Annotated in this window: 23 protein-coding genes; 16 read left to right on the forward strand and 7 right to left on the reverse strand. The window is 68.1% G+C overall.

Annotated elements, in window-relative coordinates; translation table 11 throughout:
- Positions 1-8 precede the first annotated feature (8 nt).
- Positions 9-842, forward strand: a complete 834-nt coding sequence (locus tag PP359_RS01420; protein WP_039416063.1) for an undecaprenyl-diphosphate phosphatase — start codon at positions 9-11, stop codon at positions 840-842.
- On the opposite strand, the gene PP359_RS01425 is transcribed toward PP359_RS01420, so the two are convergent.
- Positions 843-1709, reverse strand: a complete 867-nt coding sequence (locus PP359_RS01425; protein WP_036287771.1) for a PAC2 family protein — start codon at positions 1707-1709, stop codon at positions 843-845.
- A 113-nt stretch (positions 1710-1822) separates the two neighbouring features.
- Here PP359_RS01425 and PP359_RS01430 point away from each other — a divergent pair, with 113 nt between their 5' ends.
- Genes PP359_RS01430 through lnt form a run of 9 tightly spaced genes read left to right on the forward strand, consistent with a single transcriptional unit; the run spans position 1823 to position 11754 of the window.
- Positions 1823-2509 (forward strand): HAD family hydrolase, encoded by a 687-nt coding sequence (locus PP359_RS01430; protein ID WP_112931596.1) that lies wholly within the window; start codon positions 1823-1825, stop codon positions 2507-2509.
- The gene (locus PP359_RS01435) at positions 2506-3552 is read left to right on the forward strand and encodes a tRNA (adenine-N1)-methyltransferase (protein ID WP_295820231.1); all 1047 of its coding nucleotides are present in this window, start codon (positions 2506-2508) and stop codon (positions 3550-3552) included. Before PP359_RS01430 ends, PP359_RS01435 begins: the two co-directional genes overlap by 4 nt.
- A 4-nt stretch (positions 3553-3556) precedes the next feature.
- A complete protein-coding gene (locus PP359_RS01440) occupies positions 3557-4507 on the forward strand; it encodes an FKBP-type peptidyl-prolyl cis-trans isomerase (protein ID WP_499249752.1) in 951 nt (316 codons plus the stop codon).
- 49 nt (positions 4508-4556) lie between these two features.
- Complete coding sequence (locus tag PP359_RS01445) at positions 4557-5561, forward strand: helix-turn-helix transcriptional regulator (RefSeq protein ID WP_295778604.1); 1005 nt, start codon at positions 4557-4559, stop codon at positions 5559-5561.
- Positions 5558-6526, forward strand: coding sequence for a helix-turn-helix transcriptional regulator (locus PP359_RS01450; RefSeq protein WP_499249753.1), 969 nt, complete (start codon positions 5558-5560; stop codon positions 6524-6526). Before PP359_RS01445 ends, PP359_RS01450 begins: the two co-directional genes overlap by 4 nt.
- Before the next feature lie 59 nt (positions 6527-6585).
- Entirely contained in the window at positions 6586-6834 is a 249-nt protein-coding gene (locus tag PP359_RS01455) for a twin-arginine translocase TatA/TatE family subunit (RefSeq protein ID WP_036320886.1), read from the forward strand.
- 5 nt (positions 6835-6839) lie between these two features.
- Positions 6840-7652, forward strand: a complete 813-nt coding sequence (gene tatC, locus PP359_RS01460; protein WP_499249754.1) for a twin-arginine translocase subunit TatC — start codon at positions 6840-6842, stop codon at positions 7650-7652.
- The gene (locus PP359_RS01465; protein ID WP_499249755.1) at positions 7649-10129 is read left to right on the forward strand and encodes a DEAD/DEAH box helicase; all 2481 of its coding nucleotides are present in this window, start codon (positions 7649-7651) and stop codon (positions 10127-10129) included. Before tatC ends, PP359_RS01465 begins: the two co-directional genes overlap by 4 nt.
- A gap of 23 nt (positions 10130-10152) precedes the next feature.
- Entirely contained in the window at positions 10153-11754 is a 1602-nt protein-coding gene (lnt, locus tag PP359_RS01470; RefSeq protein ID WP_499249756.1) for an apolipoprotein N-acyltransferase, read from the forward strand.
- A 3-nt stretch (positions 11755-11757) separates the two neighbouring features.
- Here the strand turns inward: lnt and PP359_RS01475 are convergent, their stop codons facing one another.
- The 4 genes from PP359_RS01475 to PP359_RS01490 all read right to left on the reverse strand — a co-directional run bounded on the left by PP359_RS01475 (position 11758) and on the right by PP359_RS01490 (position 14478).
- Positions 11758-12132 carry an RNA polymerase-binding protein RbpA gene (locus PP359_RS01475; protein WP_036316509.1) on the reverse strand — a complete coding sequence of 125 codons (375 nt, stop codon included), beginning with the start codon at positions 12130-12132 and terminating at the stop codon, positions 11758-11760.
- A 101-nt stretch (positions 12133-12233) separates the two neighbouring features.
- Positions 12234-13007, reverse strand: a complete 774-nt coding sequence (locus PP359_RS01480) for a glycerophosphodiester phosphodiesterase family protein (protein WP_036316508.1) — start codon at positions 13005-13007, stop codon at positions 12234-12236.
- Positions 13004-13963: an SPFH domain-containing protein gene (locus PP359_RS01485; protein WP_112931589.1), complete on the reverse strand. Its 960-nt coding sequence runs from the start codon at positions 13961-13963 to the stop codon at positions 13004-13006. The genes PP359_RS01480 and PP359_RS01485 overlap by 4 nt, the downstream gene beginning before the upstream one ends.
- Positions 13963-14478 carry an NfeD family protein gene (locus tag PP359_RS01490; protein WP_036316504.1) on the reverse strand — a complete coding sequence of 172 codons (516 nt, stop codon included), beginning with the start codon at positions 14476-14478 and terminating at the stop codon, positions 13963-13965. Before PP359_RS01490 ends, PP359_RS01485 begins: the two co-directional genes overlap by 1 nt.
- A 151-nt stretch (positions 14479-14629) precedes the next feature.
- Here PP359_RS01490 and PP359_RS01495 point away from each other — a divergent pair, with 151 nt between their 5' ends.
- Both PP359_RS01495 and PP359_RS01500 read left to right on the forward strand, forming a co-directional pair.
- The gene (locus PP359_RS01495; protein ID WP_039416052.1) at positions 14630-15394 is read left to right on the forward strand and encodes an SDR family oxidoreductase; all 765 of its coding nucleotides are present in this window, start codon (positions 14630-14632) and stop codon (positions 15392-15394) included.
- A gap of 2 nt (positions 15395-15396) precedes the next feature.
- On the forward strand, positions 15397-17379 hold the full coding sequence (locus PP359_RS01500) for a S9 family peptidase (protein ID WP_499249757.1): 1983 nt from the start codon (positions 15397-15399) through the stop codon (positions 17377-17379).
- Between the two features lie 65 nt (positions 17380-17444).
- On the opposite strand, the gene PP359_RS01505 is transcribed toward PP359_RS01500, so the two are convergent.
- Positions 17445-17996: an HdeD family acid-resistance protein gene (locus PP359_RS01505; RefSeq protein WP_036317726.1), complete on the reverse strand. Its 552-nt coding sequence runs from the start codon at positions 17994-17996 to the stop codon at positions 17445-17447.
- 401 nt (positions 17997-18397) lie between these two features.
- Positions 18398-18946, reverse strand: coding sequence for a TetR/AcrR family transcriptional regulator (locus PP359_RS01510; protein ID WP_499249758.1), 549 nt, complete (start codon positions 18944-18946; stop codon positions 18398-18400).
- Between the two features lie 122 nt (positions 18947-19068).
- Between PP359_RS01510 and PP359_RS01515 the strand changes: the two genes are divergently transcribed.
- The 4 genes from PP359_RS01515 to PP359_RS01530 all read left to right on the forward strand — a co-directional run bounded on the left by PP359_RS01515 (position 19069) and on the right by PP359_RS01530 (position 23115).
- Positions 19069-19992 (forward strand): oxidoreductase, encoded by a 924-nt coding sequence (locus PP359_RS01515; protein WP_499249759.1) that lies wholly within the window; start codon positions 19069-19071, stop codon positions 19990-19992.
- Positions 19989-20975, forward strand: coding sequence for an SDR family NAD(P)-dependent oxidoreductase (locus tag PP359_RS01520; protein WP_499249760.1), 987 nt, complete (start codon positions 19989-19991; stop codon positions 20973-20975). Before PP359_RS01515 ends, PP359_RS01520 begins: the two co-directional genes overlap by 4 nt.
- Before the next feature lie 310 nt (positions 20976-21285).
- Positions 21286-21768: a DUF2087 domain-containing protein gene (locus PP359_RS01525; protein ID WP_499249761.1), complete on the forward strand. Its 483-nt coding sequence runs from the start codon at positions 21286-21288 to the stop codon at positions 21766-21768.
- A gap of 9 nt (positions 21769-21777) precedes the next feature.
- Positions 21778-23115 (forward strand): MFS transporter, encoded by a 1338-nt coding sequence (locus tag PP359_RS01530; protein WP_499249762.1) that lies wholly within the window; start codon positions 21778-21780, stop codon positions 23113-23115.
- Positions 23116-23136 lie beyond the last annotated feature (21 nt).

The raw sequence follows: 23136 nt of genomic DNA on the forward strand, positions 1-23136 counted from the left end.
GGCCCCCCATGCACCTGTTCGAGGCGATCATCCTGGGCCTGGTCCAGGGACTCACCGAGTTTCTCCCCGTCTCCTCCAGTGCCCACCTGCGCATCATGGGCGAGTTCCTCCCGTCCGCCGAAGACCCCGGCGCGACCTTCACCGCCATCACCCAGATCGGCACCGAACTCGCGGTGCTCGTCTACTTCTGGGGCAAGATCGTGCGGATCATCTCCCAGTGGGCGAAGTCGCTGACCGGCCGCGTGCCGCGCAACGACCCCGATGCGCGCATGGGATGGATCGTCATCATCGGCACCATCCCGATCGGCATCGCCGGCTACCTCTTCCAGGACGTGATCCGCGACACGTTCCGCAATCTTTGGCTCGTGGCCACCGTTCTCATCGTCTTCGGTCTCCTGCTGGGGGCCGCCGATGCTCTCGGACGGCGCACCCGCACGGAGGAAGATCTGACCTACGGACACGGCCTCTCCCTCGGCCTCGCGCAGATGCTGGCGCTCATCCCCGGCGTCTCCCGCTCGGGGGCGACCACGACGATGGGGCTGGCGCTCGGCTACACCCGGCCCGCGGCGGCGGAAGTGGCGTTCCTGCTCGCCGTGCCCGCTGTCTTCGGCAGTGGCCTGTACGAGCTGATCCAGGCCATCAAGGATCCGGGCGACCAGGTCTACACGATGGTCGAGACCGGCGTCGCGACCGCCGTCGCGTTCGGGGTGGGCCTCGCCGTGATCGCGTTCCTGATGCGCTACCTCAAGCGCGGCAGCTTCCTGCCGTTCGTGCTGTACCGGCTTGCGCTCGGCATCCTGTTGATCATCCTGCTCAGCTTCGGCGTGCTGCAGGCCTACTGATCAGGAGCGGCGAGGGTCGGGCGGACCAGGTTTGCCGGGACCCTCGCCGCCCCGGCGCAGGTACCGCTCGAACTCCTGCGCGATGGCGTCGCCGGACGCCTCGGGCGAGTCCCAGGTGTCGCGCGTCTGCTCCAGCTGGTGGATGTACTCGGTCATCTCCTCGTCGTCGGCCGCGGCCGCGTCGATCGATGCCTCCCAGGCCAGTGCCTGAGCGGGGAGCTCCCCGCGCGCCACGACCGCGCCCGTCAGATCGGTGACGCGGTCCAGCAGCGCGAGCGTGGCCTTCGGCGACGGGGTATGGCCGGCGACGTAATGCGGAACGTTCGCCCACAGCGCCGCCGTCGGGATGCCGGCCGCCTCGGCGGCCGCAGTGAGCACGCTGAGGATGCCCGCCGGGCCCTCGTAGGTGGGCTTCTCGAGGCCGAGCGCGGCGCGGAGTGTGTCGTTCTCGCTGCCGGCGAACACCGAGATCGGTCGCGTATGCGGAACGTCGGACATCATCGAGCCCAGCGCGACGATGCCGGTGATGCCCTCCGTGAGCGCGGCGTCCACGAGCTCGGCGGCGAACGACTGCCAGGCGCGTGCGGGCTCGACCCCGGACAGCACCCACAGGCGTGTGCCGTCGGCGGGATGGAGCGGTCGCCACAGTGTGGCGTCCGGCCAGGTGAGCGTGCGCGAGCCGTCGGCGTCGAGAGTGATCTGAGGGCGGGTGTACTGGTAGTCGAAGTACAGCTCCGGGTCGACGGCGAAGACCTCCCGGTACGCGCCGGACTCGCGGATGTGCGCCGCGGCGGCGGAGGCGGCCTCACCCGCATCATTCCAGCCGTCGAAGGCCACGATCAGCACGCGATTACCCAGTTCGTCCACTCCGCCCCTCTCGCACGGTCCATCGATTCCTCCACGATACGCGCCGACGCCCTCGCGAGGGCGGCCGTAACGCGCGCGACAGCGGCGCCGAGGGGCGTCGGTAGCATGGACCGATGAGCTCCGCCCTCCCCGCCGCCGTTCTCTGGGACATGGACGGCACCCTCGTGGACACCGAGCCCTACTGGATGGAGGCCGAGACGGCCCTCGTCGAGAGCTTCGGCGGCACCTGGACGCACGAACAAGCCCTGACTCTGGTGGGTCAGGGACTCGAGACCTCCGGGGCGATCCTTCAGGAGGCCGGCGTGCGGATGTCCGTCGCCGACATCATCGCCCACCTCACCGCAGAGGTGACGCGCCTGCTTTCGGAGCGGGGGAACCCTCTGCGTCCCGGGGCGCACGAGCTGCTGACCGCGCTGCGCGGCGCCGGCATCCGCTGTGCGCTGGTGACGATGTCGATGCGGCGGATGGCATCACAGGTCGTCGCGCCCTTTCCCGAGCTGTTCGAGATCATCGTCGCGGGCGATGACGTCACGCGTCCCAAGCCGTTCCCGGACGCATATCTGCAGGCGTGCCGTGCCCTCGGCATCGACCCCGCCGACGCCGTCGCGATCGAGGACTCGCCGACGGGCGTGCGCGCCGCCGTCGCCGCGGGCGTCACGACGATCGGGGTGCCGCTGATGGTCTCGCTCGTCGGGACGGGCGCCCACACCGTGTGGCCGACACTCGCAGGCCGTACGCCCGAGGACATCGCCGCGGTCCACGCGGCGCACCGGACCCACCGCACAGGAGAGCACGCATGACCACCCCGACATCCCTCGTCGACCTGCGCCCGAGCGGCCCGTTCCGCCTGGGCGACCGCGTGCAGCTGACCGGACCCAAGGGCCGCCTCCACACCGTCACCCTGCGGGAGGGCGGCGAGTTGCACACCCACCACGGCGTGCTCAAACACGAACAGCTGCTCGGTCAGCCCGACGGATCGGTGGTGACCAACTCCGGTGGTCACGAGTACCTGGCACTGCGGCCGCTGCTGCGCGACTTCGTGATGTCGATGCCGCGCGGTGCTGCCATCGTGTACCCGAAGGATGCCGCGCAGATTCTGGCGTCCGCCGACATCTTCCCCGGCGCGACGGTGGTCGAGGCGGGTGTGGGCTCGGGCGCGCTGTCGATGTGGCTGCTGCGCACGATCGGTCCGGCGGGGCGCCTGATCTCCTTCGAGCGCCGTGACGAGTTCGCGGAGGTGGCTCGTGCCAACGTGGAGACCTTCTTCGGGCACACGCCCGACAGCTGGGAAGTTGTCGTCGGTGATCTCGTGGAAGAGCTTCCCGGTGCGGTGGGCGCGGCATCCGTGGATCGCGTCGTTCTGGACATGCTGGCCCCGTGGGAGTGCATCGACGCGGTTGCCGACGCTCTCACGCCCGGTGGTGTGGTGCTCTGCTACATCGCCACCGCGACCCAACTCAGTCGTGTCGCGGAGTACATCCGTGCCACCGGTCTGTTCACCGAGCCCGAAGCGACCGAGACGATGGTGCGTGGATGGCATGTCGAAGGGCTCGCGGTACGACCGGATCATCGGATGGTCGCACACACGGGGTTTCTCATCACGGCGCGTCGCCTGGCACCGGGTGCGATGCCCCCGGACGTGCGCAAGCGCGCACTGAAGAAGCCCAGTTATGCCGATGAGGACGTCGAACTCTGGACGCCCGGGGCCGTCGGCGACCGTCAGATCACCGACAAGAACCTCCGCAAGCGCGTGCGCGAGGCACAGCGCGCAGCGGACGGCGCTCGGCAGGCGACGGCCGACGCCGTCACGGCCGGGCGCGGTGCACCGGACGACGTAGACTGATCCGGTGCGCCGGATCCCTGCTGCCCTCGCCGTCATCGGCCTGTCTGCTCTGACCCTCGTCGGATGCGCTTCGACGCCCGGATCGGCGGCCTCGTGCGACCGCCCCACCGACAGCTCGGGTGTGCTCAACACGGTGAGCGTCTCCGGGGCTGAGGGCGCCCCCAACCTGACCTTGAGCGCTCCGGTCTACGTCGATCACACGGTCGCCGTCGACGAGACCGTCGGCTCCGGCCTGCGGGTCACCTCCGACATGCAGGATGTGCAGTTCACCATCACGATCATGAGCGGGTCGACCGGTCAGAAGATCCTGACGTCGGGCACGCAGGTGACGCCGCTGTCGAAGTGGCGTGAGCAGTACGCCGGCTTCGCTGAGCTGATGACCTGCGCGACCGAGGGCTCCCGCATCCTCGGCGCCGTTCCGGCCAGCGCGCTGTCGGCCGAGGCCGCGCAGGGGTGGGGCCTCACCGGCGCAGACTCGATCGTCGTGGCGATCGACCTACAGAAGGTCTACCTCGCCGCGGCGGACGGCACGCCTCAGTACAACGATCGACGGGGGATGCCCTCGGTCGTGCTGGCTCCCAACGGCACGCCGGGGATCATCATCCCGGACACCGCGCCGCCGTCCGACCTCGCCGTGGAGGTGCTGAAGAAGGGCGACGGCCCCGCCGTCGGAGACGGCGATCAGATCCGGATCAACTACACGGGCCTCACGTGGGCCGATCGTAAAGTGTTCGACTCGACATGGGACAAGGGGGCATCGACGGCGGTCACGCTGGATGCCGTCGTGCCGGGCTTCGCGCAGTCTCTGAAGGGGCAGACGGTCGGGTCGCAGATCCTCGTGGTGATCCCGCCGTCCCTCGGCTATGGGGACAAGACCACCTCATCGATCCCCGCGGGCTCGACGCTCGTGTTCGTCATCGACGTGCTGGGCGTGGACACTCCCGCCGCCCCCTGACCCCGCGCGGCACCGCCGCCGCTCCACAGGCGGCGCCTAAGATTGACGGGTGCCCACCGAGACCAGCCGCAGCGCGCCCGAGGAGCGCCTCGTCAACCTGGTGGTCGCACTCATGGCGACGGAGCAGGGGCTGACGAAGGACACGATCCTGTCGTCGGTGGCCGGCTACCGCGAGCAGGGTTCCGCGGGGGCTTCCAAGGACGCGCTGGAGAAGATGTTCGAGCGCGACAAGGAGAATCTCCGCTCGCTCGGCATCCCCGTGGAGACCATCGGTGACTATGCCGATCCCGATGACCTCCGCGAGGCGCGGTACCGCATTCCCACCGCGGAGTACGAGCTTCCCGCCGACATCGAGTTCACGCCGGCCGAGCTCGCCGTGCTGAATCTCGCCGGTGGTGTCTGGAGCGAGAGCTCCATGTCGGCCGACGCCCGCAGCGGCCTGCGGAAGATCCGCGCGCTGGGCATCGAGGTCGACGCGCCGATCATCGGCTACTCTCCGCGTGTCAATCTGCGCGAGCCTGCCTTCTCGCCGATGCAGCGTGCGATCGAACAGGGACGTGTCGTCGAGTTCTCCTACCTGAAGGCGGGCGAGGCGAACGCACGGGTGCGACGCGTTCAGCCCTACGCGCTGGTCGAGTACGAGGCGAGGTGGCACGTGTACGGCTTCGATCTGGCGCAGGGAGATGTGCGCACCTTCTTGCTGTCCCGGATCGTGTCGGACGTCGCGATCACGCGGACCACCTTCGACCTCGCCCTCCGCGAGGGGGCGGGCGAGCGTGCCCTGACCGGATTGGCGCAACTCGCCGCCCGTCAGCAGGCACTGCTGGAGATCGCCCCCGGCACCGAGGCCGCTCTGCGTCTCACGCGGCGGGCGACGCCCGCCGGCCAGGGGATCCGCGTTCCCTATGTCGACGTGCACATCTTCGCCGACGAGCTCGCGTCGTACGGTCCGGAGGTGCGCGTGGTCGAACCGGAAGACCTGCGCGATCAGGTGATCGCACGTCTGCAACGCACCGTGCAGATACACGGCGGTGCGGTGGGGGAGCGGTCATGAGTGCGCGACGCAAACCTCTGCTGGCCACCGATCGCGCGGCCCTGATCCTGCAGCTCGTGCCGTATCTGATCGGGAAGGGCGAGGTGTCGCTCACCGAGGCGGCGGAGGAGTTCGATGTCACCGTCGAACAGATGCGGGCGATGGTGGAGAAGTTGACCGTCATCGGGCTGCCCGGCGACGGCGGCTTCTGGCAGATGGCGAACGATCTGTTCGACATCGACTGGGATCTTCTGGATCAGCAGGACCTGGTCGTCATCACCAATAGCGTCGGGCTCGAGCGCACCCCGCGTCTGACCGCCCCGGAGGCGGCGGCCCTGCTCGCCGGACTTCGCGTTGCGGCGTCGCTGCCCGGTGTCGGCGAGAGCGGAGTCATCCAGGGTCTGCTGGCCAAGCTGGCGCGCGGCGCCTCCGGCGTGCCCGCCGACGTCATCGTCGCGCCCGGTGAGGTGGACGAGGTGCGCTTGACCGTCGATCGCGCCCTGCGTGACGGCGTCGCCGTGGCCTTCACCTACCAGGCCCCGGATGCCGCGCCCACCACTCGCACGGTCGACCCGGTCAAGGTCCACATCGCGGGCGGCCAGTGGTACCTGCAGGGGTGGTGCCACCTGCGTCAGGCGATGCGCACCTTCCACCTCGACCGCGTTTCCGACGTGCGTCTCACCGACATCGTGAGCACCCACGGTGACGACAGCGTTCCGGGACTGTTCGAGGGCGCCGCCCGCGACGTCGAGGTCGCGGTCCGCTACCGGGCGTCTGCGGCATCGCTGCTGGCCGACTACGTCGTGATCGACGACCCGGCCGATGCCGACGCAACGGTGCGCTCAGCGCGGGTGCGCGTGGGCGACGCCCGCAGTCTGAAACGTGTGGCGGCCAAGCTCGGCGGCGATCTGGAGATCGTCAGTCCCGACGCCGCGCGTCGCGCGGCCGCCGCGTGGGCCGAGGCAGGGCTCGCCCAGTACGCCTGAGCCCGGCGGCGGGGCCGGCAGGTAGACTGGGCGATATCCCCAGACCCGAGGAGACCCTCATGCTCGGAGGCTTGACCGGCTGGCACCTGCTGGCCCTTGTCGTCATCATCCTGCTCCTGTTCGGGGCGGCGAAGCTCCCCGCGCTGGCCAAGAGCGTCGGTCAGTCCGCTCGCGTCTTCAAGGGCGAGATGAAGGCGATGAAGGAAGATGACGCCGCGACCGCGACGCCGCCCGCGCCGCCGGTGACGGGAAGCGCAGCCGGGACGGCCGCTTCGAGCGCCGAGCCCGGACCCGACACCAAGCCCTGACGTCGGTGGCCACGGTCGAGTCCGCTCGTCTCGGCGAGGACGACGTGCCCCGTCGTGATCGACGGATGTCGCTGGCGCAGCACCTCACGGAGCTGCGCCGACGCTTCATCATCGGCATCATCGCGCTCGTGGTCGGCATGATCATCGCCTGGATCTTCACCGACGCCATCATCTGGGCCATGACCGAGCCGATCCGGGTCGTCGCCGCCCAGCGCGGCGACGGCGACGTCGTGACGCTGATGTACCAGAGCATCACGGGTCCGTTCGATATGCGGTTGCGCATCGCGTTGGCGGTGGGCGTCATCTTCTCCGCACCGGTGTGGGTATGGCAGATCTGGGCGTTTCTCGTTCCGGGTCTGACCCGGAAGGAGATCCGCTACACCATCGGGTTCGTGAGCGCCGCCGTGCCGCTGTTCGCCGCCGGGGTGTTCGTCGGGTGGCTGATCATGCCCCACATCGTGGAGCTCATGGCCTCGTTCACTCCGCAGGGCGCGTCGAACATCTACGACTCGAAGTACTACTACGACTTCGTCTTCAAGCTGCTGCTCGTCGTCGGCGTCTCTTTCGTGCTCCCGGTGTTCCTGGTCGCGTTGAACCTTGCGGGGGTGATGAGCGGCATGGCGATCCTGAAGGGCTGGCGAGTGGCCGTTCTCGTGGCGTCGCTGTTCGCAGCCCTCGCCACGCCCGCCGCCGACATCGTCAGCATGCTGCTGCTGGCCGGCATCCTGACGGTGCTCTACTTCGCCGCCGCCGGGCTCTCGGTGATCTTCGATCGCCGACGCGCCAAACGCGAGAAGGCGCTCGGGCTCGACCTGTGACGGATCCCGCCAGCCGCTACGCGCAGGCGCAGGCCCGTCAGGCGCATCCGATCACGGCCTCCTTCGCCGACGAGCAGCGCTTCGACCTCGACCCCTTCCAGATCGCGGGCTGTCATGCCCTGGAGGACGGACGCAGCGTCCTGGTGGCAGCGCCCACCGGCGCGGGAAAGACCATCGTCGGCGAATTCGCCGTGCATCTGGCCATGCGCGAACCCGATGAGAAGGCGTTCTACACGACCCCGATGAAGGCGCTGTCGAACCAGAAGTTCCGCGAGCTGCAGCAGGTCTACGGCGAGGACGAGGTGGGCCTGCTCACGGGGGACACCAACATCAACGGCAACGCCCGCGTCGTCGTGATGACCACCGAGGTTCTTCGCAACATGCTCTACGCCGATTCGCCGGCACTGCGCGGCTTGCGGTACGTGGTGATGGACGAAGTCCACTACCTCGCCGATCGGTTCCGCGGGGCGGTGTGGGAGGAGGTCATCATCCATCTGCCCGCGCGCGTGAAGCTGGTATCGCTGTCGGCGACCGTGTCGAACGCAGAGGAGTTCGGCGACTGGCTCGACACCGTGCGCGGTGACACCGCGGTGATCGTCTCCGAGACCCGCCCTGTTCCGCTGGAGCAGCATGTCCTGGTGCGCGGCGACCTGCTGCCGCTGTTCGACGACCGGGCCGGAATCGCGACCGCGCAGGTCAATCAGGAGCTCATGCGCCTGCGATCGGTGCGCGGCTCCACCTTCGAGAGCAATCGGCGGGCGCAGGACTATCGCTCGCAGCGTCATCGGATGCAGGGCGATCGATCGGGCGGTCCGCGGCCTCCGAAGGGGGGAGTGCGCCCCCTGCGCTCCGCCAACGCGCAGCGCATCGAGCGCATCGACCGCCCGCAGGTGGTGGAACTGCTCGCGCGGGCGAACCTCCTGCCGGCGATCTTCTTCATCTTCAGTCGCGCGGGGTGCGAGGCAGCGGTGCAGCAGCTCCGACGCTCCGGTGTTCGTTTGACCGACCGCGACGAGCGCGATGAGATCCGTCGCATCGTCGACGAGCGCACGCTGACGCTTCCCGACGAGGATCTTGCCGTCCTCGGCTTCTGGGAGTGGCGGGAGAACCTCGAACGCGGTGTCGCCGCCCACCATGCGGGCCTGCTCCCCGCATTCAAGGAGATCGTCGAGGAGCTCTTCCAGCGAAAGCTCGTCAAAGTCGTCTTCGCGACCGAGACGCTCGCGCTCGGCATCAACATGCCGGCACGCACCGTCGTCCTCGAGAAGCTGGAGAAGTTCAATGGCGAGGCGCGGGTCGCCATCACCTCCGGCGAGTACACGCAGCTGACGGGACGTGCGGGACGCCGCGGCATCGATGTCGAAGGTCACGCGGTCATCCAGTGGAGCGAGAGTCTCGATCCCCAGGCCGTCGCGGCCCTCGCCTCGCGGCGCACCTACCCGCTCAACTCGAGCTTCCGTCCGACATACAACATGGCGGTCAACCTCATCGACCAGTTCGGTCGGGCCCGGGCGCGCGAGATCCTCGAGTCGTCGTTCGCCCAGTTCCAGGCCGACCGGGCCGTGGTGGGGCTGGCGCGCGAGGTCAAGGATGCCGAGGAGTCCCTCGCCGGCTATGCGGCGTCGATGGCATGTGAGAGGGGCGATTTCGCCGAGTTTGCCCGGATGAGGCGCGAGCTGGGCGATCTCGAACGCAAGGGCGACCGGTCCGGACCGCCGAAGGTGCGCCAGCAGCGCCAGGAGCGGATCGAGTCGCTGCGGCGCAGCATCAAGCGGCACCCGTGCCAGAGCTGTCCCGATCGCGAGAAGCACGCCCGATGGGCCGAGCGGTACGGCAAACTCCGGCGCCATACCGACAAACTGCGTCAGCAGATCGACATGCGCACCGGCACCGTCGCCCGCATCTTCGACCGGGTCGTCGATGTGCTCACCGCGCTGGACTACGTGCATCTCGATCCTCACGGCGCCACCGCCTTGACCGCCGCCGGCGCGACGATGAAGCGGATCTACGGCGAACGTGATCTCCTCGTCGCGGAGTCGTTGCGCACCCGTATCTGGAAAGACCTCGACCCGGCGGGTCTTGCCGCTCTTGCCTGCTGCCTCGTCTACGAGCCGCGTCGCGACGAGAGCGGCCCCGGAGAGCACGGACTTCCACGCGGCGCATTCCGCGGGGCATTGACGGCGACGCAGGAGCTGTGGGCGCGTCTGGACGATCTGGAGCAGGACCATCGTCTGCCCGGGTCGTCACCGGTCGCCACCGGTCTTGCCCAGGCGATGCACTCCTGGGCGCGGGGGGCTTCGCTCGACCGCGTGCTGCAGGAGGCGGATCTCGCCGCCGGCGACTTCGTACGCTGGACGAAGCAGACCATCGACCTGCTCGATCAGCTGTCGATGGTCGCTGACGCTCCGCTCGCCACGACGGCCCGGGCGGCCCTCGACGCCGTCCGGCGCGGGATCGTTGCATACGGCTCGTACTGAATCTGCTCGCCTAGGCTCGATCTGTGTCCGAACGACTTCGCCCTGCCGCGTCGGCGCGACCGCTACTTCCGCTGTGGGCCGCCGCTGTCGTGGCGACCGCCGCGGGGTTGGTGCTCACGCTCGCGTTTCCCGCTCTGTCGTGGTGGCCGGTGGTCTTCGTCGCTGTGCCGCTGGCGCTGCTGACGCTCGTCGGACGGCGCACCGGAGGCGCGTTCGTGGTCGGGCTCCTTTTCGGCGCGGGGCTGTTCTTCGTGAACTTCTCCTTCACCGCACGTTATCTCGGACCGGTGCCGTGGATCGCCCTGTCGGCGCTGGAGTCGGTGCTGACGGCGGTCATGGCGATCCCCATCGCCTGGGCGTATCGCTGGATGCCTCGTTGGGCCCCCGGTACCGCGGGAAGACTCATCGCACTGCCTGCTCTCGTGGCCGGGTTGTGGGTGTCGCGGGAGGAGCTCCAGGGCACCTTCCCCTACGGAGGCTTTCCCTGGACCCGCATCGCCGTGACGCAGGCGGACTCGCCGCTCGCGCACGTCACGTCGTGGACGGGAATGAGCGGTCTGTCGTTCCTCATCGTCTTCGCCTGTGCGGCGGCGATCGAGGTGGCGCGCCGTGGACGGGCCGGCAGTCGACCGCTCGCAGTGCTGCGCGTACTGCCTGCGGCGGTCACCGTCCTCATGCTTTTTCTTCTTCCCGCCTTTCCGACAACGGATGCCGGCCGCATCCGCGTGGGCGCGGTGCAGGGCAACGGGCCCGCCGGCTACTTCGATCAGCATGCGGCTTACGACGTGTTCCGTGCGCAGCTGGCGGCGACGCGACCCATCGAAGACCGCGACATCGATCTGCTGCTGTGGCCGGAGGGCGGGATCGACGCCGACCCGCTGTCGAACGCGTCGGTCCGAACGGCGTTGGACGCTCTGGCCGCCCGTGTGGGCGCACCCTTACTGGTCAGTGGGGTCACCCAGCGCGGTGAGCAGTACTTCAATTCCTCGCTGCTGTGGCAGGCGGGCGCTCAGAACCCGACCGCCCTGTACGACAAGCGCCACCCTGTTCCGTTCGGTGAGTACGTGCCGGACCGCTGGTTCTACAACATGCTCGCGCCGGATCTCATCGGCCTCATCCAGCGCGAATACACCCCGGGAACGACGACGCCGATGTTCGATGTCAACGGGGTGGGGGTCGGGCTCGCCATCTGCTTCGACGTGATCTACGACGACGTGATCCGCGAGGGTGCTCTCGCCGGCGCCCAGGTCTACATGTTCCAGACGAACAACGCCGACTTCCGCGGTACTGACGAGAACCTGCAGCAGCTCGCGTTCGCCCGCATCCGCGCGGTGGAGAGCGGTCGTGCCGTCGTCAACCTGTCCACCGTCGGCACCAGTCAAGTCATCGGGCCCGATGGTCGCACGATCGACGCACTGCCCGCCGACGAGCCGGGGGCGATGGTCACCGATGTGCCCTTGCGCACCGGGCTGACCCCCGGCATCCTCCTCGGCGATGCCGTGCAGACCCTGCTCGGATGGGGCAGTGTGGTGGCGCTCGCGCTGGTCGGTCTCATCGTCCGCCGTCGCGCGCGCACGCCGAAGACGCCGACCCCCGAAGGGGCCGGCGTCGAAGCGGGGGAGTGAGCGTCAGGCGCTCAGGCGCGAGTCGTCCGCGGCGCCGCGACGGGCGCGCAGCAGGGAGAGGCGCTCTTCGAGCAGCTCCTCCAGCTCGGGAACGGTGCGACGCTCCAGCAGCATGTCCCAGTGGGTACGGGGAGCCTTGTCGCCGGAGTGGTCGACCTCGACGACCGAGTCGCCCACGCGGAGCACGGCCTCGGCGCCGCAGGTGCGGCATTCCCAGGCCTCGGGAAGCTCGGCGTCGGCCGCGAAGGTCATCACGGTCTCGCGTCCGCACTGCGTGCAGACATAGGTGTGGTTGGCGCGCTCATGGAACACGACGCCTTCTTCGCTCTGTAGGCTCGAGGCGCCGAGTCGGATGCCGCGCAGGCTGCGATCTGCCATTGTGTGGTCCTCTCGTCGTGTCAGGTATAACGTGCGGACCTGTGTGCCTCATCCGAACGGCCGTGCCAAATCGCCCTTTCACAGGGGATCCCCAGCCCTGATCAGGGGCGCGAGGCGGTGGCGTTCAGTGCGAGGTCGGCGCGATCGGTGACGAGACCGTCGACGCCGAGAGCCAGCAGTCGATCCATGTCGTGGCGGTCATTGACCGTCCAGACGTGCACCTCGACGTCGGCGTCGTGAACGAGGCGCAGCAGGCGTGGCGTCACGATGCGCATCGGTCCCTGGCGCTCGGGGATCTGCACGGCATCCACCCCACGAAGTACGCGTCTGACCAGAGCGCTCGATCCGGTCGACACGGCGGCGAGCAGCCTTGCGACGGTCTCACGGCCGGCGGACGTCGCCGGCTCGCCGCCGAGATGACGCGCCGCCTCGAGTGCGCGCCGCCGACGCGCATCCGAGAAGCTCGTGATCAGCACGCGATCCGCGTGACCGGCGACGATGCGCCCCAGCGGAAGGGCGGCATCGGGGGATTTGACGTCGATGTTGAAGCGCAGCGTCGGAAACGCCTCGATCGTGTCGGCGGCGCTCGCGAGCCCCCCGCGGTCGGCCATGATCTCCACGAGCTCGTCGTGGCGCACGGCCGCGATCTTTCGCGGATCACCGGTCACCCGGAGCAGATCGTCATCGTGGAAGAAGACCACGACGCCGTCAGCGGTCAGATGGCAGTCCGACTCCACGTACTTCGCACCGATCGCGTGCGCGGCGGCGAAAGCGGCGACCGTGTTCTCCACAATGCCCTCGGCGTCCGTCGGGACGAAGCCGCGATGAGCCAGCACACGCGGAGCGGCGCTGGCGGCGAACCACGGGTGGCTCACGAGGGCTCGGTGGGAGGCGCGCCCGTCGTCGCGGTCGAAGCGGGTGCGCCTCCGGCATCCGTGCGTGCGGCGAACGCGCTTCCGAGGCCCTTCATCGCCTCCGTGAACTCGCTCGGGATGATCCACAGCTTGCTGGATGAGCTGTCGCTGATCTTGGGCAGCGTCTGCAGATACTGGTAGGCGAGCAGCTTGTCGTCGGGGCGGCCCGCGTGGATCGCCGAAAAGACGTTCTCGATGGCGGCGGCCTCACCCTCGGCGCGAAGGATCGCCGCCTGCTTGTCGCCCTCGGCTTTGAGGATCTCCGCCTGCCGGCGGCCCTCGGCCTCGAGGATCTGGGACTGCTTGGATCCTTCGGCGGTGAGGATCGCGGCCCGTCGGTCACGCTCGGCGCGCATCTGCTTCTCCATGGAGTCCTGGATCGAGTGCGGCGGATCGATCGCCTTCAGCTCGACGCGCGAAACCCGCAGCCCCCACTTTCCGGTGGCCTCGTCGAGAACGACGCGCAGTTGACCGTTGATGTTGTCGCGGCTGGTGAGGGCTTCTTCGAGATTGAGCCCGCCGACGACGTTTCGCAGCGTCGTCGTGGTGAGCTGTTCGACGGCCGACAGGTAGTTTGCGATCTCGTACGTCGCGGCGCGCGCGTCGGTGACCTGGAAGTAGACGACGGTGTCGATGGAGACCACGAGGTTGTCCTCGGTGATGACCGGCTGCGGCGGGAAGGACACGACCTGTTCGCGCATGTCGACGAGGGGTCGCAGGCGGTCGATGAACGGCACCAGGAGGTTCAGCCCGGGGGAGAGGGTGCGTTGGTAGCGGCCCAGGCGCTCGACGACACCGGAGTAGGCCTGCGGGATGATCCGAATGGATCGGAAGAGAACCACGATCACGAAGATCGCGATCACGACGAGCAGGACGATCACGAAGATCTGACCCACGAACGCTCCGACGTCGACCATCAGTCGGCACTCCTTTCGGGAGAGTCGGATGCCGCCGAGGAGCCGGCGGCGGGGGAGGAGGGAAGTGGCGCCACCTCGACCGTGGCACCACGGATCGCTGTGACCACCACTCGGTCGCCGGCAGAGAACGCGGGCGACGCCGGGGCGAGCTCTGCCGTCCACAGTTCTCCGTTGTCGAGGCGGACGAATCCGCGCCCGTCGACAAAGGGCGTCGTGACGCGCGCGGCCATGCCGTAGAGCGCGTCGACGTTCGTCGGATGCGGCTGGCTCGATCTGTGCAACGCCTTCAGCAGCAGCGGGCGGATCGTGAACAGCAGCAATGCCGAGACCGCGGCGGCGAGGAGCACCTGCAGCCACCAGGGGCCCCCGAGCAGGTTCGTTCCGAGGCCGCCGATGACCGAGCCTGCGGCCAGCATGAGAAAGGTGAACTCGAGGGTCAGCAGCTCGATGATCACGAAAGCCACGGCGAGCACGAGCCAGGCGATCCAGAGATACTGCGTGAGATCGGGCAGCATGTGCGCTCCCTTCGTGGGCCTTGTTCGAACCCTAACACCCGCCCGTCTCGACGCGGTGGCCTCCCGCCGGGTGTTCGTGTGGCACCGGTTGATAGTGTCGAGAGGGCTGCGGCGACACCCGCCCGGCATCCGTCTTCTTGCAGGAGCAATCATGTCCCAGCCCATCCCCGCCGGCTCGCTCGCCGGACGGACGGCCCTCGTCACCGGATCTTCGCGCGGCATCGGTGCCGACACGGCTCGCTACCTCGCCGAGGGGGGCGCGAACGTCGTCATCAACTTCCGCAACAAGGCACCGCGAGCCGAGAAGCTCGCTGCCGAGCTGCGGGAACTCGGCGTCGAGGTGCTGGTCGTCGGCGCCGATCTGACCGATGCCGGTTCGGTGGCGGCGATGATGGAAGCCGTCAAGGAGACGTTCGGAACTCTCGATCTGCTCGTGCTCAACGCGTCGGGCGGAATGGAGAGCGGAATGGGCGCCGACTATGCGCTCGTCCTCAACCGCGACGCCCAGCTGGGAGTCCTCGAGGCCGCGCTGCCCCTGCTGCACGACGGCTCTCGGGTGGTCTTCGTCACGAGCCACCAGGCCCACTTCATCCGCACGACACCGACGATGCCCGAGTACGAGCCGGTCGCCTTGTCCAAGCGTGCCGGTGAAGACGCGCTGCGCGAGCGGATCCCCGCCCTCGCCGAACAGGGCATCGACTTCGTCGTCGTGTCGGGTGACATGATCGAGGGCACGATCACCGCCACGCTTCTCGAGCGCGCCAACCCGGGCGCCATCGCCGATCGCCGCGAGTCGGCCGGCAAGCTGTACAACGTGTCGGAGTTCGCCGCGGAGGTCGCCCTCGCGGCCGTCGAGCCGGTTCCGGCCGACAACACGCGTCTCGTCGGAGACGTGAGCTCGTTCGGCGGAGAGTGAGCATGCGCGCCGCAGATATCGCCTCCCTCGTCAGCGTCGGGCGCCCCAGCCTCGCCCCGGACGGATCCTTCACCGTCTTCGCCACTTCGCGTCCCGACCTCGATGCCGACCGCAACGTGGGTCAGATCTGGCGGATCGACCTGCCGGACGGCGCACCGCGGCGCCTCACGCGCGGAGTGTCGGACTCGTCGCCGCAGGTCGCGCCCGACGGGCAGCACGTCGCTTTCGTGCGCGCCGACGCCGACGGAATCCCGCAGATCTTCGTGATCCCGGCATCCGGTGGCGAGCCGGTGCAGACGACCGAGGCCCGCGGTGGCGTGAGCTCCTTCGCGTGGTCGCCCGACGCAGGACGCATCGCGTTCACGGCTCGGGTCCCCGAGCAGGGGCGCTACGGCACCGTCGAGGGCCGCTCGGCAGAGGCGGAATCGCCGCGCCGCATCACGGGTGTGCGCTGGCATGCCAACGGTCTCGGCTACCTCGCCGACCGTCCGTCGCATCTCTTCATCATCGATGCCCCCGACACCGGTGCGGAGCCGTTCTATGCGCCCGCGCCGACGGCTGCGGGCGAGGCGGGCAAGGAACGGCGAGTCGGGGCACAGGCGACCGCGCTGACCTCGGGCGCCGCTTCGCATCACGGCGTCGTGTTCACGGCCGACGGCGCTCATCTGCTGACGGTCGTCGACGAGATCGAGGACGATCGTCGCGATCTGCGTACCCCGCTGGTCGCCGTGGCCGTCGACGGCTCGGGCGCGATCGAGGTGCTCTCTCGCGATGCGGGCTACTCCGTCGACGACGTGGGCGTCGCCGACGACGGCACGATCGCCGTCCTGGCGTCACGACCGGGTGATTCCGGCATCGATTTCATCGCTCCGAACGTCGCGCTCTACGTCCTCGAGGGACCGCTGTCTGCGTCAGCGCCGCGCGCGCTCACCGACCCCGACGCCGTCGACCTCGGCGAGGTGGGCTCCCACATCACCCCGTTCGGAGAAGACTTCCTCGTCCAGAACCGCACGCGTGGCCGCGTCGAGCTCCTGCGCGTGACGCATGCCGGGGATGTCTCGGTGCTGGTCGACGGCGATGTCGAGGTCGTCGGTCACGCGGCGGCGGGGGAGCGCATCGTCTTCTCCCACGCGACGCCGTCCAGTCTCGGCGAGGTATCACTGCTCGGGTCCGGTCCGCTGACGACCTTCGGTGAGGCCGCCGCGGCCCGGGCCATCGTGGGGCCTGAGGAACGGGAGATCGTCGCCCGTGACGGTTATCCCGTGCACGGCTGGGTCGCCGTCCCCGCGGGGGTGGGCCCCTTCCCGGTGATCTTGCAGATCCACGGCGGGCCGTATGCGTCGTACGGCATACATCTGTTCGATGAGACGCAGGTTCTCGTCGATGCCGGCTACGCCGTCGTCTACTGCAACCCGCGGGGGAGCGCCGGATACGGGCGGGCGCACGGTCGGAGCATTCGCGGCGCCATGGGCACCGTCGACATGACGGACGTCCTCGATTTCCTCGACGGTGTCGTCGCCGGCGATGCTCGTCTGGACGGCGCGCGCGTCGGCATCCAGGGCGGGTCCTACGGCGGCTATCTCACCGCGTGGACCATCGCACACGACCACCGGTTCGCCGGTGCCATCGTCGAGCGCGGCTTCCTCGACCCAGTGAGTTTCCAGGGCACCAGCGATATCGGATCGTTCTTCGGAGACGAATACGTCGGCACCGATGCGGAGGACATGGCACGGCAAAGCCCGATGGCCGTCGTGCACGACGTGCGCACGCCGACTCTCGTCCTGCACTCCGAGCTGGACTTCCGCTGCCCCCTCGAGCAGGCGACGCGTTACTACGCAGCGCTGAAGCGACAGGGGACGGATGCCGAGATGCTCATCTTCCCGGGGGAGAACCACGAACTGACGCGCTCGGGACGCCCTCGCCATCGCGTGGAGAGATTCGACGCGGTCCTCGACTGGTGGTCGCGTCACCTCCCGGCCGACTGAGTCACGGCATCCGCCACGACGAAGCGCCCCGCTGCCTCACGGCGAGCGGGGCGCTTCGTGTCGTGTCACTTGCCGAACGAGAAGGCGCGTCCGATCTGGATGATGCCCATGACGACCGCGGAGATTCCGATGAGCCACCACAGCACGACGGCGCCCCACAGCGGCGAGAAGAGCAGCGTGACACCGGCGATGATCGAGATGATCGCGTAGAAGATCGTCCATCCCCGGGAGGGCGCCAGATCGAGCGTCGAGAGCGCCACGACGCCCTCGATGACCCACATGATGCCGACGAGGATGCCGAGGAAGACGGCCAGCGAGAGTGCGGCCAGGCCGAGGTTGGAGAACGCGACGATACCGGCGACGACGTAGAGCACGCCGAGGAGCACGTGACCGACGCGCGACCACCCGCCCTTTCCGGTTGCGAAGATTCCCATTCCCGCGTACACGAGTCCGGCGACGATGGCGTAGATCGCGATGATCGCGGTCACGACCATCGCGGTCTTTCCTGGCCAGACGAGAATGACGATGCCGAGGATGACGGACAGCGCGCCGCCCAGACCGAGAGCGGTCCGGATGCCGTTGGTCGCCGTCTTCTCGAGGGTAGGTTCAGCAGTCATGGCGAAGCCCTTTCTGAAAATCTCCTGTGAGTGGAGATGTTCTCAGGTTAGCGCTGACAGCTCGGTCGTGCGATCCAAGACGCGCCGCACGCGTCATCGGGCCCGTTCTGTCGCTCGGCGGTGCGGAATCCGCCCGTTCGCGCCGGATGAGCAGTGATGCCGCTCGACCGGCGTCGCGCCTGTAGAGGTATTTGCTGATAATGCACATTATGTCAGATCATAACCGGTGTACGGGGCGCATTTGCAGATGCACCCTCCCCCGATGGCCTTCAATGTTGCTCTGAGATACGAGACGTGGCCACGGTTTTCCTGCTCTGACGGGCTGCCCCGGCGCAGGCGCGATCCGTGGGTGGACAGCTGGGACTCCTTGCCTCACCGAGCATGATTCGCCGGGACTCGGCTCAAACTGCACTGCCGCGGAGAATGAAAGCGATCAGCTCATCGAGATCGCCAGCGGCCGCCTCGGTGGGCAAGAGACCTTTCGCGGCGAGGCTCGCGTACCCGTGGAGGGCCGACATGACCGGCAGAGCAATCGCTTCTCGTGATCCCTCTCGGACTTCACCCGCGCGTTGTCCACTGTCGATGAGCTCCAGAAGCTGATCGGACCAGCGTCGCACGCCCGCTCGCTGCTCTTCGGACAAGTCGGACTCGCGCTTGACCGAAAACATCAGATCCAGCAAGGCCGCGTTCTCAACGGCGAACGCGACATAGGCACGCGCCGCAGCCGCGAGGCGTGACCCGTAGGCGGCATCCGCGTCTTCTTGTGACGCGGAGATGGCATCGGCGAGTCGTTCATACCCGCTGAGCGCGAGGGCGTCGAGCAGCGCCTGCTTGGACGTGAAGTGGCGGCTCGGCGCCGCCGGGCTGACTCCGGCCTCTCGAGCCAGCTCTCGGAGCGACAGCGATGCAACCCCGCCTCGCCGCAGCACCTGCTCGGCGAGGGCGAGCAAGGCTGCAGGCAGGTCTCCGTGGTGATAGGGACGAGCAGCCATTCCCCCACACTACTCGAGTGTGGGCGGCATTCACATTGTGAACGTTGCGTACATTGTGATCACCGTATACATTGGGGGCTATGTCAGCGAGCACAACCTCCGACCCCCGAAGCACGCCTAGCATCCCCGACCAGAACGGCCGCACGATCATCGTGACCGGCGGCAACAGCGGACTCGGACGCGCGACAGCCGCCGCGCTTGCAACGGCCGGCGCACACGTCGTCCTCGCAGTCCGGGACCTCGAGAGAGGCAGGGCAGCTGCAGCCGACATGCACGGGCATGTCGACGTCCGACAGCTCGACCTCGCAGACCTCTCGTCGGTGCGAGCGTTCGCCGCCGGCTGGACCGGGGAGGTCGACGTCTTGATCAACAACGCGGGCATCATGGCGGTCCCTGAGGGGCGCACCAAGGACGGCTTCGAACGACAATTCGGCACGAACCATCTCGGACACTTTGCCCTGACAAATCTGCTACTCCCCCAGATCACCGACCGCGTGGTCTCACTATCCTCTGGGGCGCACAAGTCGCCCGGCAGTCCCGTCATCCACTTCGAAAACCTCAACCTCGAAGGCGAATACAACCCACTGACTGCATACAGCCAGTCCAAACTCGCGGTCCTTCTGTTCACCCTTGAGCTCCAGCGCAGGCTGGCCGATTCCGGCTCGCCCGTCCGTGCCGTAGCCGCACACCCGGGGCTGGCCGCGACGAATCTGCAGAGCCACGACGCCAGCCGCCTGCGCACCGGCTTCTACCGCTTCGTCAACCGCTTCGTCGCTCAAGACGACGATGACGGCGCACGCAGCACGTTGTACGCAGCCGTCCAAGATCTACCCGGCGCGAGCTATGTCGGCCCGAGCGGTCGATTCGAAACGAGCGGCGAACCGACACTCGTCGGCCGATCACCTGCAGCCAGCGACCCCGCCGCCGCCCGGCGCCTATGGGCCGTCTCCGAGGACCTCACCGGCGTCACCTTCCCCCTCAACGACCCCACACGCAAAGCGTGACGACGATCACACCGACCAGAAGGAACCTCATCGTGAACACCCCCTTTCCCCCTACGGCCACGGCGGAAGAGGTCGTCGCCGGTATCGACCTCACCGGTCGACGCATGATCATCACCGGCGGCGCATCCGGCCTCGGACTCGAAGCAGCACGAACGCTGGCACGAGCCGGGGCTGACATCACCCTCGCCGTGCGAAACCTCGACGCTGGCAACACGGCGGCGGAGGAAGTCACCCGCGCAGGGGCGCACAGCAAAGTCCATGTGCGACAGCTTGACCTCGAAGACCAAGCCTCGATCGCTCGCTTCGCTGAAGAATGGGACGGCCCGCTCCATGTCCTGATCAACAACGCCGGCATCATGGCCCTCCCTGAGCGAGAAGTGACGAAGGATGGATGGGAGAAGCAGTTCGCCGTGAACCACCTCGGACACGCCGCGCTCACACTGCGCCTCCACGACGCACTCACAGCGGCAAAAGACGCCCGCGTGGTCGCCGTATCCTCCGCAGCTCACCTGCGCTCCCCCGTGCACTTCGACGATCTCCACTTCGAGCACCGCCGTTACGACCCGATCTCCGCATACGCGCAGGCCAAGACCGCAGTCGTGCTATTCACCGTCGCCGCCGCGCACCACTGGGCTGGCGACGGCATCACTGCCAACGCCCTTCACCCCGGAGTGATCCGAACCCCGCTCCAACGCCATTACACCACCGAAGAACTCCAAGCCATGGGCGCCGACGATCAAAACGGTAACCCCATCGCAATCCCCACCGGATGGAAGAGCAGACAAGAAGGCGCCTCCACCACCGTCCTCTTGGCAGCATCACCGAGCATCGCAGGCATCACAGGGAAGTACTTCGAGGACAACCGCATCGCCAAGCGTGCAAGCAACCCAGACGAAGCCCAGTCCGGCATAGCCGACCATGCAACAGACCCGGAACTCGCCGAACAACTCTGGGCCACCACCTGTCAGCTACTCAACCTCTAACGGAGCCTGCCCTGGTTTCCAGGATGTTTTCTATCTGTTGATCCTGAGCCTTTTCGGCGTATGACTCAATCGGTTCTTGCAAAGTTTCCGGACTGCGGTCCTTGTGATGGCGCGCGATGGGCTTATGCCGCACGCGACGGTGAGCGACAGTGGATCTCAGGCCGCCCTGCGGCGTGCGGAGGAGCAGATCTCGCCCACGCTGCCGGCTTTGTGGGAAGGTTGCGCATGCCGCACGCATTATCGAGGCGGATCTGGGCACGTGGCGCCGGGCGGAGAGATTCGCTCTGGGTCGCGCAGATACCCTGAAGCCATGAGCGCATCCCCCGACGCCTGGCGCGCCGTCATCGCAGCCTTGCGTGACGACGATGTGCGGGCGGTTCTCGGTGAGACGGCGCCCGCCGCGCTGACACCACGACGGCGTGAGCGGGCTCATCAGCGGCTGATCGCACTGGGTCTCGTGGTCGACCACGGCGACGGCATCCGATTCGACGACACTCCATTGCGTGACCTTCTGGCTACCGCTCCGCGACCGCACGGACCCGAACGTTTCCTCGACAGCGACGGCCGCATCGATCGCTACCCCGCACAGGCCGCTGAGCGCGTCGCGCTGCTGCGGTTCGTATCCGAACGCGCCTTCTCCCCCGATACCGTCATGAACGAGCGTGATGTCAACGAGCGGCTCGATGCATACGCACGAAACGGCGACGTCGCCCTGCTGCGGCGTCACTTGGTCGATCACGGGTTCCTTCGCCGCACGGCATCCGGGTCCGAGTACGTGCTCACGCGCGAGTAGCGTGGAGGGGTGACCACGGCCCGCCCCTCCCCTGCGTCAGCCGGACCGGACTACCGGGCGTGGATCATCTGGGGAGTCGGTGTCGCGGCCTACATGCTCGCGGTGATCAATCGCAGCTCGCTCTCGGCCGTGGGCGTCGATACCGCCCAGCGCTTCGGAGCGGATGCCGCGACGCTGTCGATGTTCGCGGTCGTCCAGCTCGCGGTCTACGGCGGCATGCAGATTCCGATCGGCCTCCTGCTGGATCGCTACGGTGCCCGTCCGATCATGACCATCGGCATGCTCCTGATGGCGGCCGGACAGCTGACGCTCGCGTTCTCCCCTAGCGTCGGCGTCGCGATCTTCGCCCGCATGCTGCTCGGCGCCGGCGATGCGGCGATCTTCCCGGGAGTTCTGCGCCTTGTCGCCGTCTGGTTTCCTGCCCAGCGCGGACCATTGATGAGCCAGCTCACGGGGCTCGTCGGCCAAGCCGGGCAGCTCCTCGCGCTTGCGCCGCTCGCCGCGATGCTCCACGCGACCAGCTGGGAGATCGTCTTCGGGGGCATCGCCGGGCTCTGCGTGCTCTTCGGCATCCTGGTGTGGGCCGTCATCCGCAACCGTCCGCCGGCGATGAGAGCGGACGTCTCGGTCGATACGAATACCGGGGCGATCCGTGTTGTGCGCTCTTCGATGGACACCGGCGTCGGCATCCGCGCCGCGTGGGCACACCCGGGCACCCGCCTCGCCTTCTGGTCGCACTTCACCACGCCGTTCGCCGGGACGGCATTCGTGCTGCTGTGGGGAACGCCGTTCCTCACCGCAGGCGAGGGACTCACGCTCGCGCAGGCCGCGGGCGTCTTGTCGACCTACGTCGTGGTGGGCATGGCCCTCGGTCCGATCATGGGTGACATCTCACGGCGCATTCCCCATCTGCGTTCGCGCGCACTCGTGCTCCCGGCGGTGGGCACCCAGTTCGTCGCGTGGACGGTGGTGCTCGCGTGGCCCGGACCCGCCCCGCTGTGGCTGCTCTATGGACTTGCCGTGGCGCTGGCGATGGGCGGACCCGCCTCGATGATCGCTTTCGACCACGCGCGCACCCACAACCCCGCCCACCGCCTGAGCACTGCGACGGGAATCACGAATGTCGGCGGCTTCCTCGCCGCGCTCGTGGCGATCTTCGCGATTGGGATCGCCCTCGACCTACAGGGCGCCGGCACGCCAGAGACCTACCGACTCGATGCGTTCCGGTTGGCGTTCCTCGCACAGGTTCCGCTCTGGGCGCTCGGCTGGACATTCATCGTGATCGAGCGGCGCAAGACGCGGGTCCTGCTGGGGATGGACCCGCCGCGCCGACCGCGCGCCGAGTGATCGGCGTGCGCGGCCGGCGCG

Origin of the sequence: Sphingomonas sp. BLCC-B65 (genome assembly GCF_028550675.1) — a bacterium.
Classification (GTDB): Bacteria; Actinomycetota; Actinomycetes; order Actinomycetales; family Microbacteriaceae; genus Microbacterium.

Excerpts from the sequence above, each read along its gene's own strand:
- PP359_RS01420 (WP_039416063.1), top strand. The coding sequence starts at position 9 with ATGCACCTGTTCGAGGCGATCATCCTGGGCCTGGTCCAGGGACTCACC.
- PP359_RS01430 (WP_112931596.1), top strand. The coding sequence starts at position 1,823 with ATGAGCTCCGCCCTCCCCGCCGCCGTTCTCTGGGACATGGACGGCACC.
- PP359_RS01435 (WP_295820231.1), top strand. The coding sequence starts at position 2,506 with ATGACCACCCCGACATCCCTCGTCGACCTGCGCCCGAGCGGCCCGTTC.
- PP359_RS01450 (WP_499249753.1), top strand. The coding sequence starts at position 5,558 with ATGAGTGCGCGACGCAAACCTCTGCTGGCCACCGATCGCGCGGCCCTG.
- PP359_RS01455 (WP_036320886.1), top strand. The coding sequence starts at position 6,586 with ATGCTCGGAGGCTTGACCGGCTGGCACCTGCTGGCCCTTGTCGTCATC.
- PP359_RS01475 (WP_036316509.1), bottom strand. The coding sequence starts at position 12,132 with ATGGCAGATCGCAGCCTGCGCGGCATCCGACTCGGCGCCTCGAGCCTA.
- PP359_RS01485 (WP_112931589.1), bottom strand. The coding sequence starts at position 13,963 with ATGGTCGACGTCGGAGCGTTCGTGGGTCAGATCTTCGTGATCGTCCTG.
- PP359_RS01490 (WP_036316504.1), bottom strand. The coding sequence starts at position 14,478 with ATGCTGCCCGATCTCACGCAGTATCTCTGGATCGCCTGGCTCGTGCTC.
- PP359_RS01495 (WP_039416052.1), top strand. The coding sequence starts at position 14,630 with ATGTCCCAGCCCATCCCCGCCGGCTCGCTCGCCGGACGGACGGCCCTC.
- PP359_RS01500 (WP_499249757.1), top strand. The coding sequence starts at position 15,397 with ATGCGCGCCGCAGATATCGCCTCCCTCGTCAGCGTCGGGCGCCCCAGC.
- PP359_RS01505 (WP_036317726.1), bottom strand. The coding sequence starts at position 17,996 with ATGACTGCTGAACCTACCCTCGAGAAGACGGCGACCAACGGCATCCGG.
- PP359_RS01515 (WP_499249759.1), top strand. The coding sequence starts at position 19,069 with ATGTCAGCGAGCACAACCTCCGACCCCCGAAGCACGCCTAGCATCCCC.
- PP359_RS01525 (WP_499249761.1), top strand. The coding sequence starts at position 21,286 with ATGAGCGCATCCCCCGACGCCTGGCGCGCCGTCATCGCAGCCTTGCGT.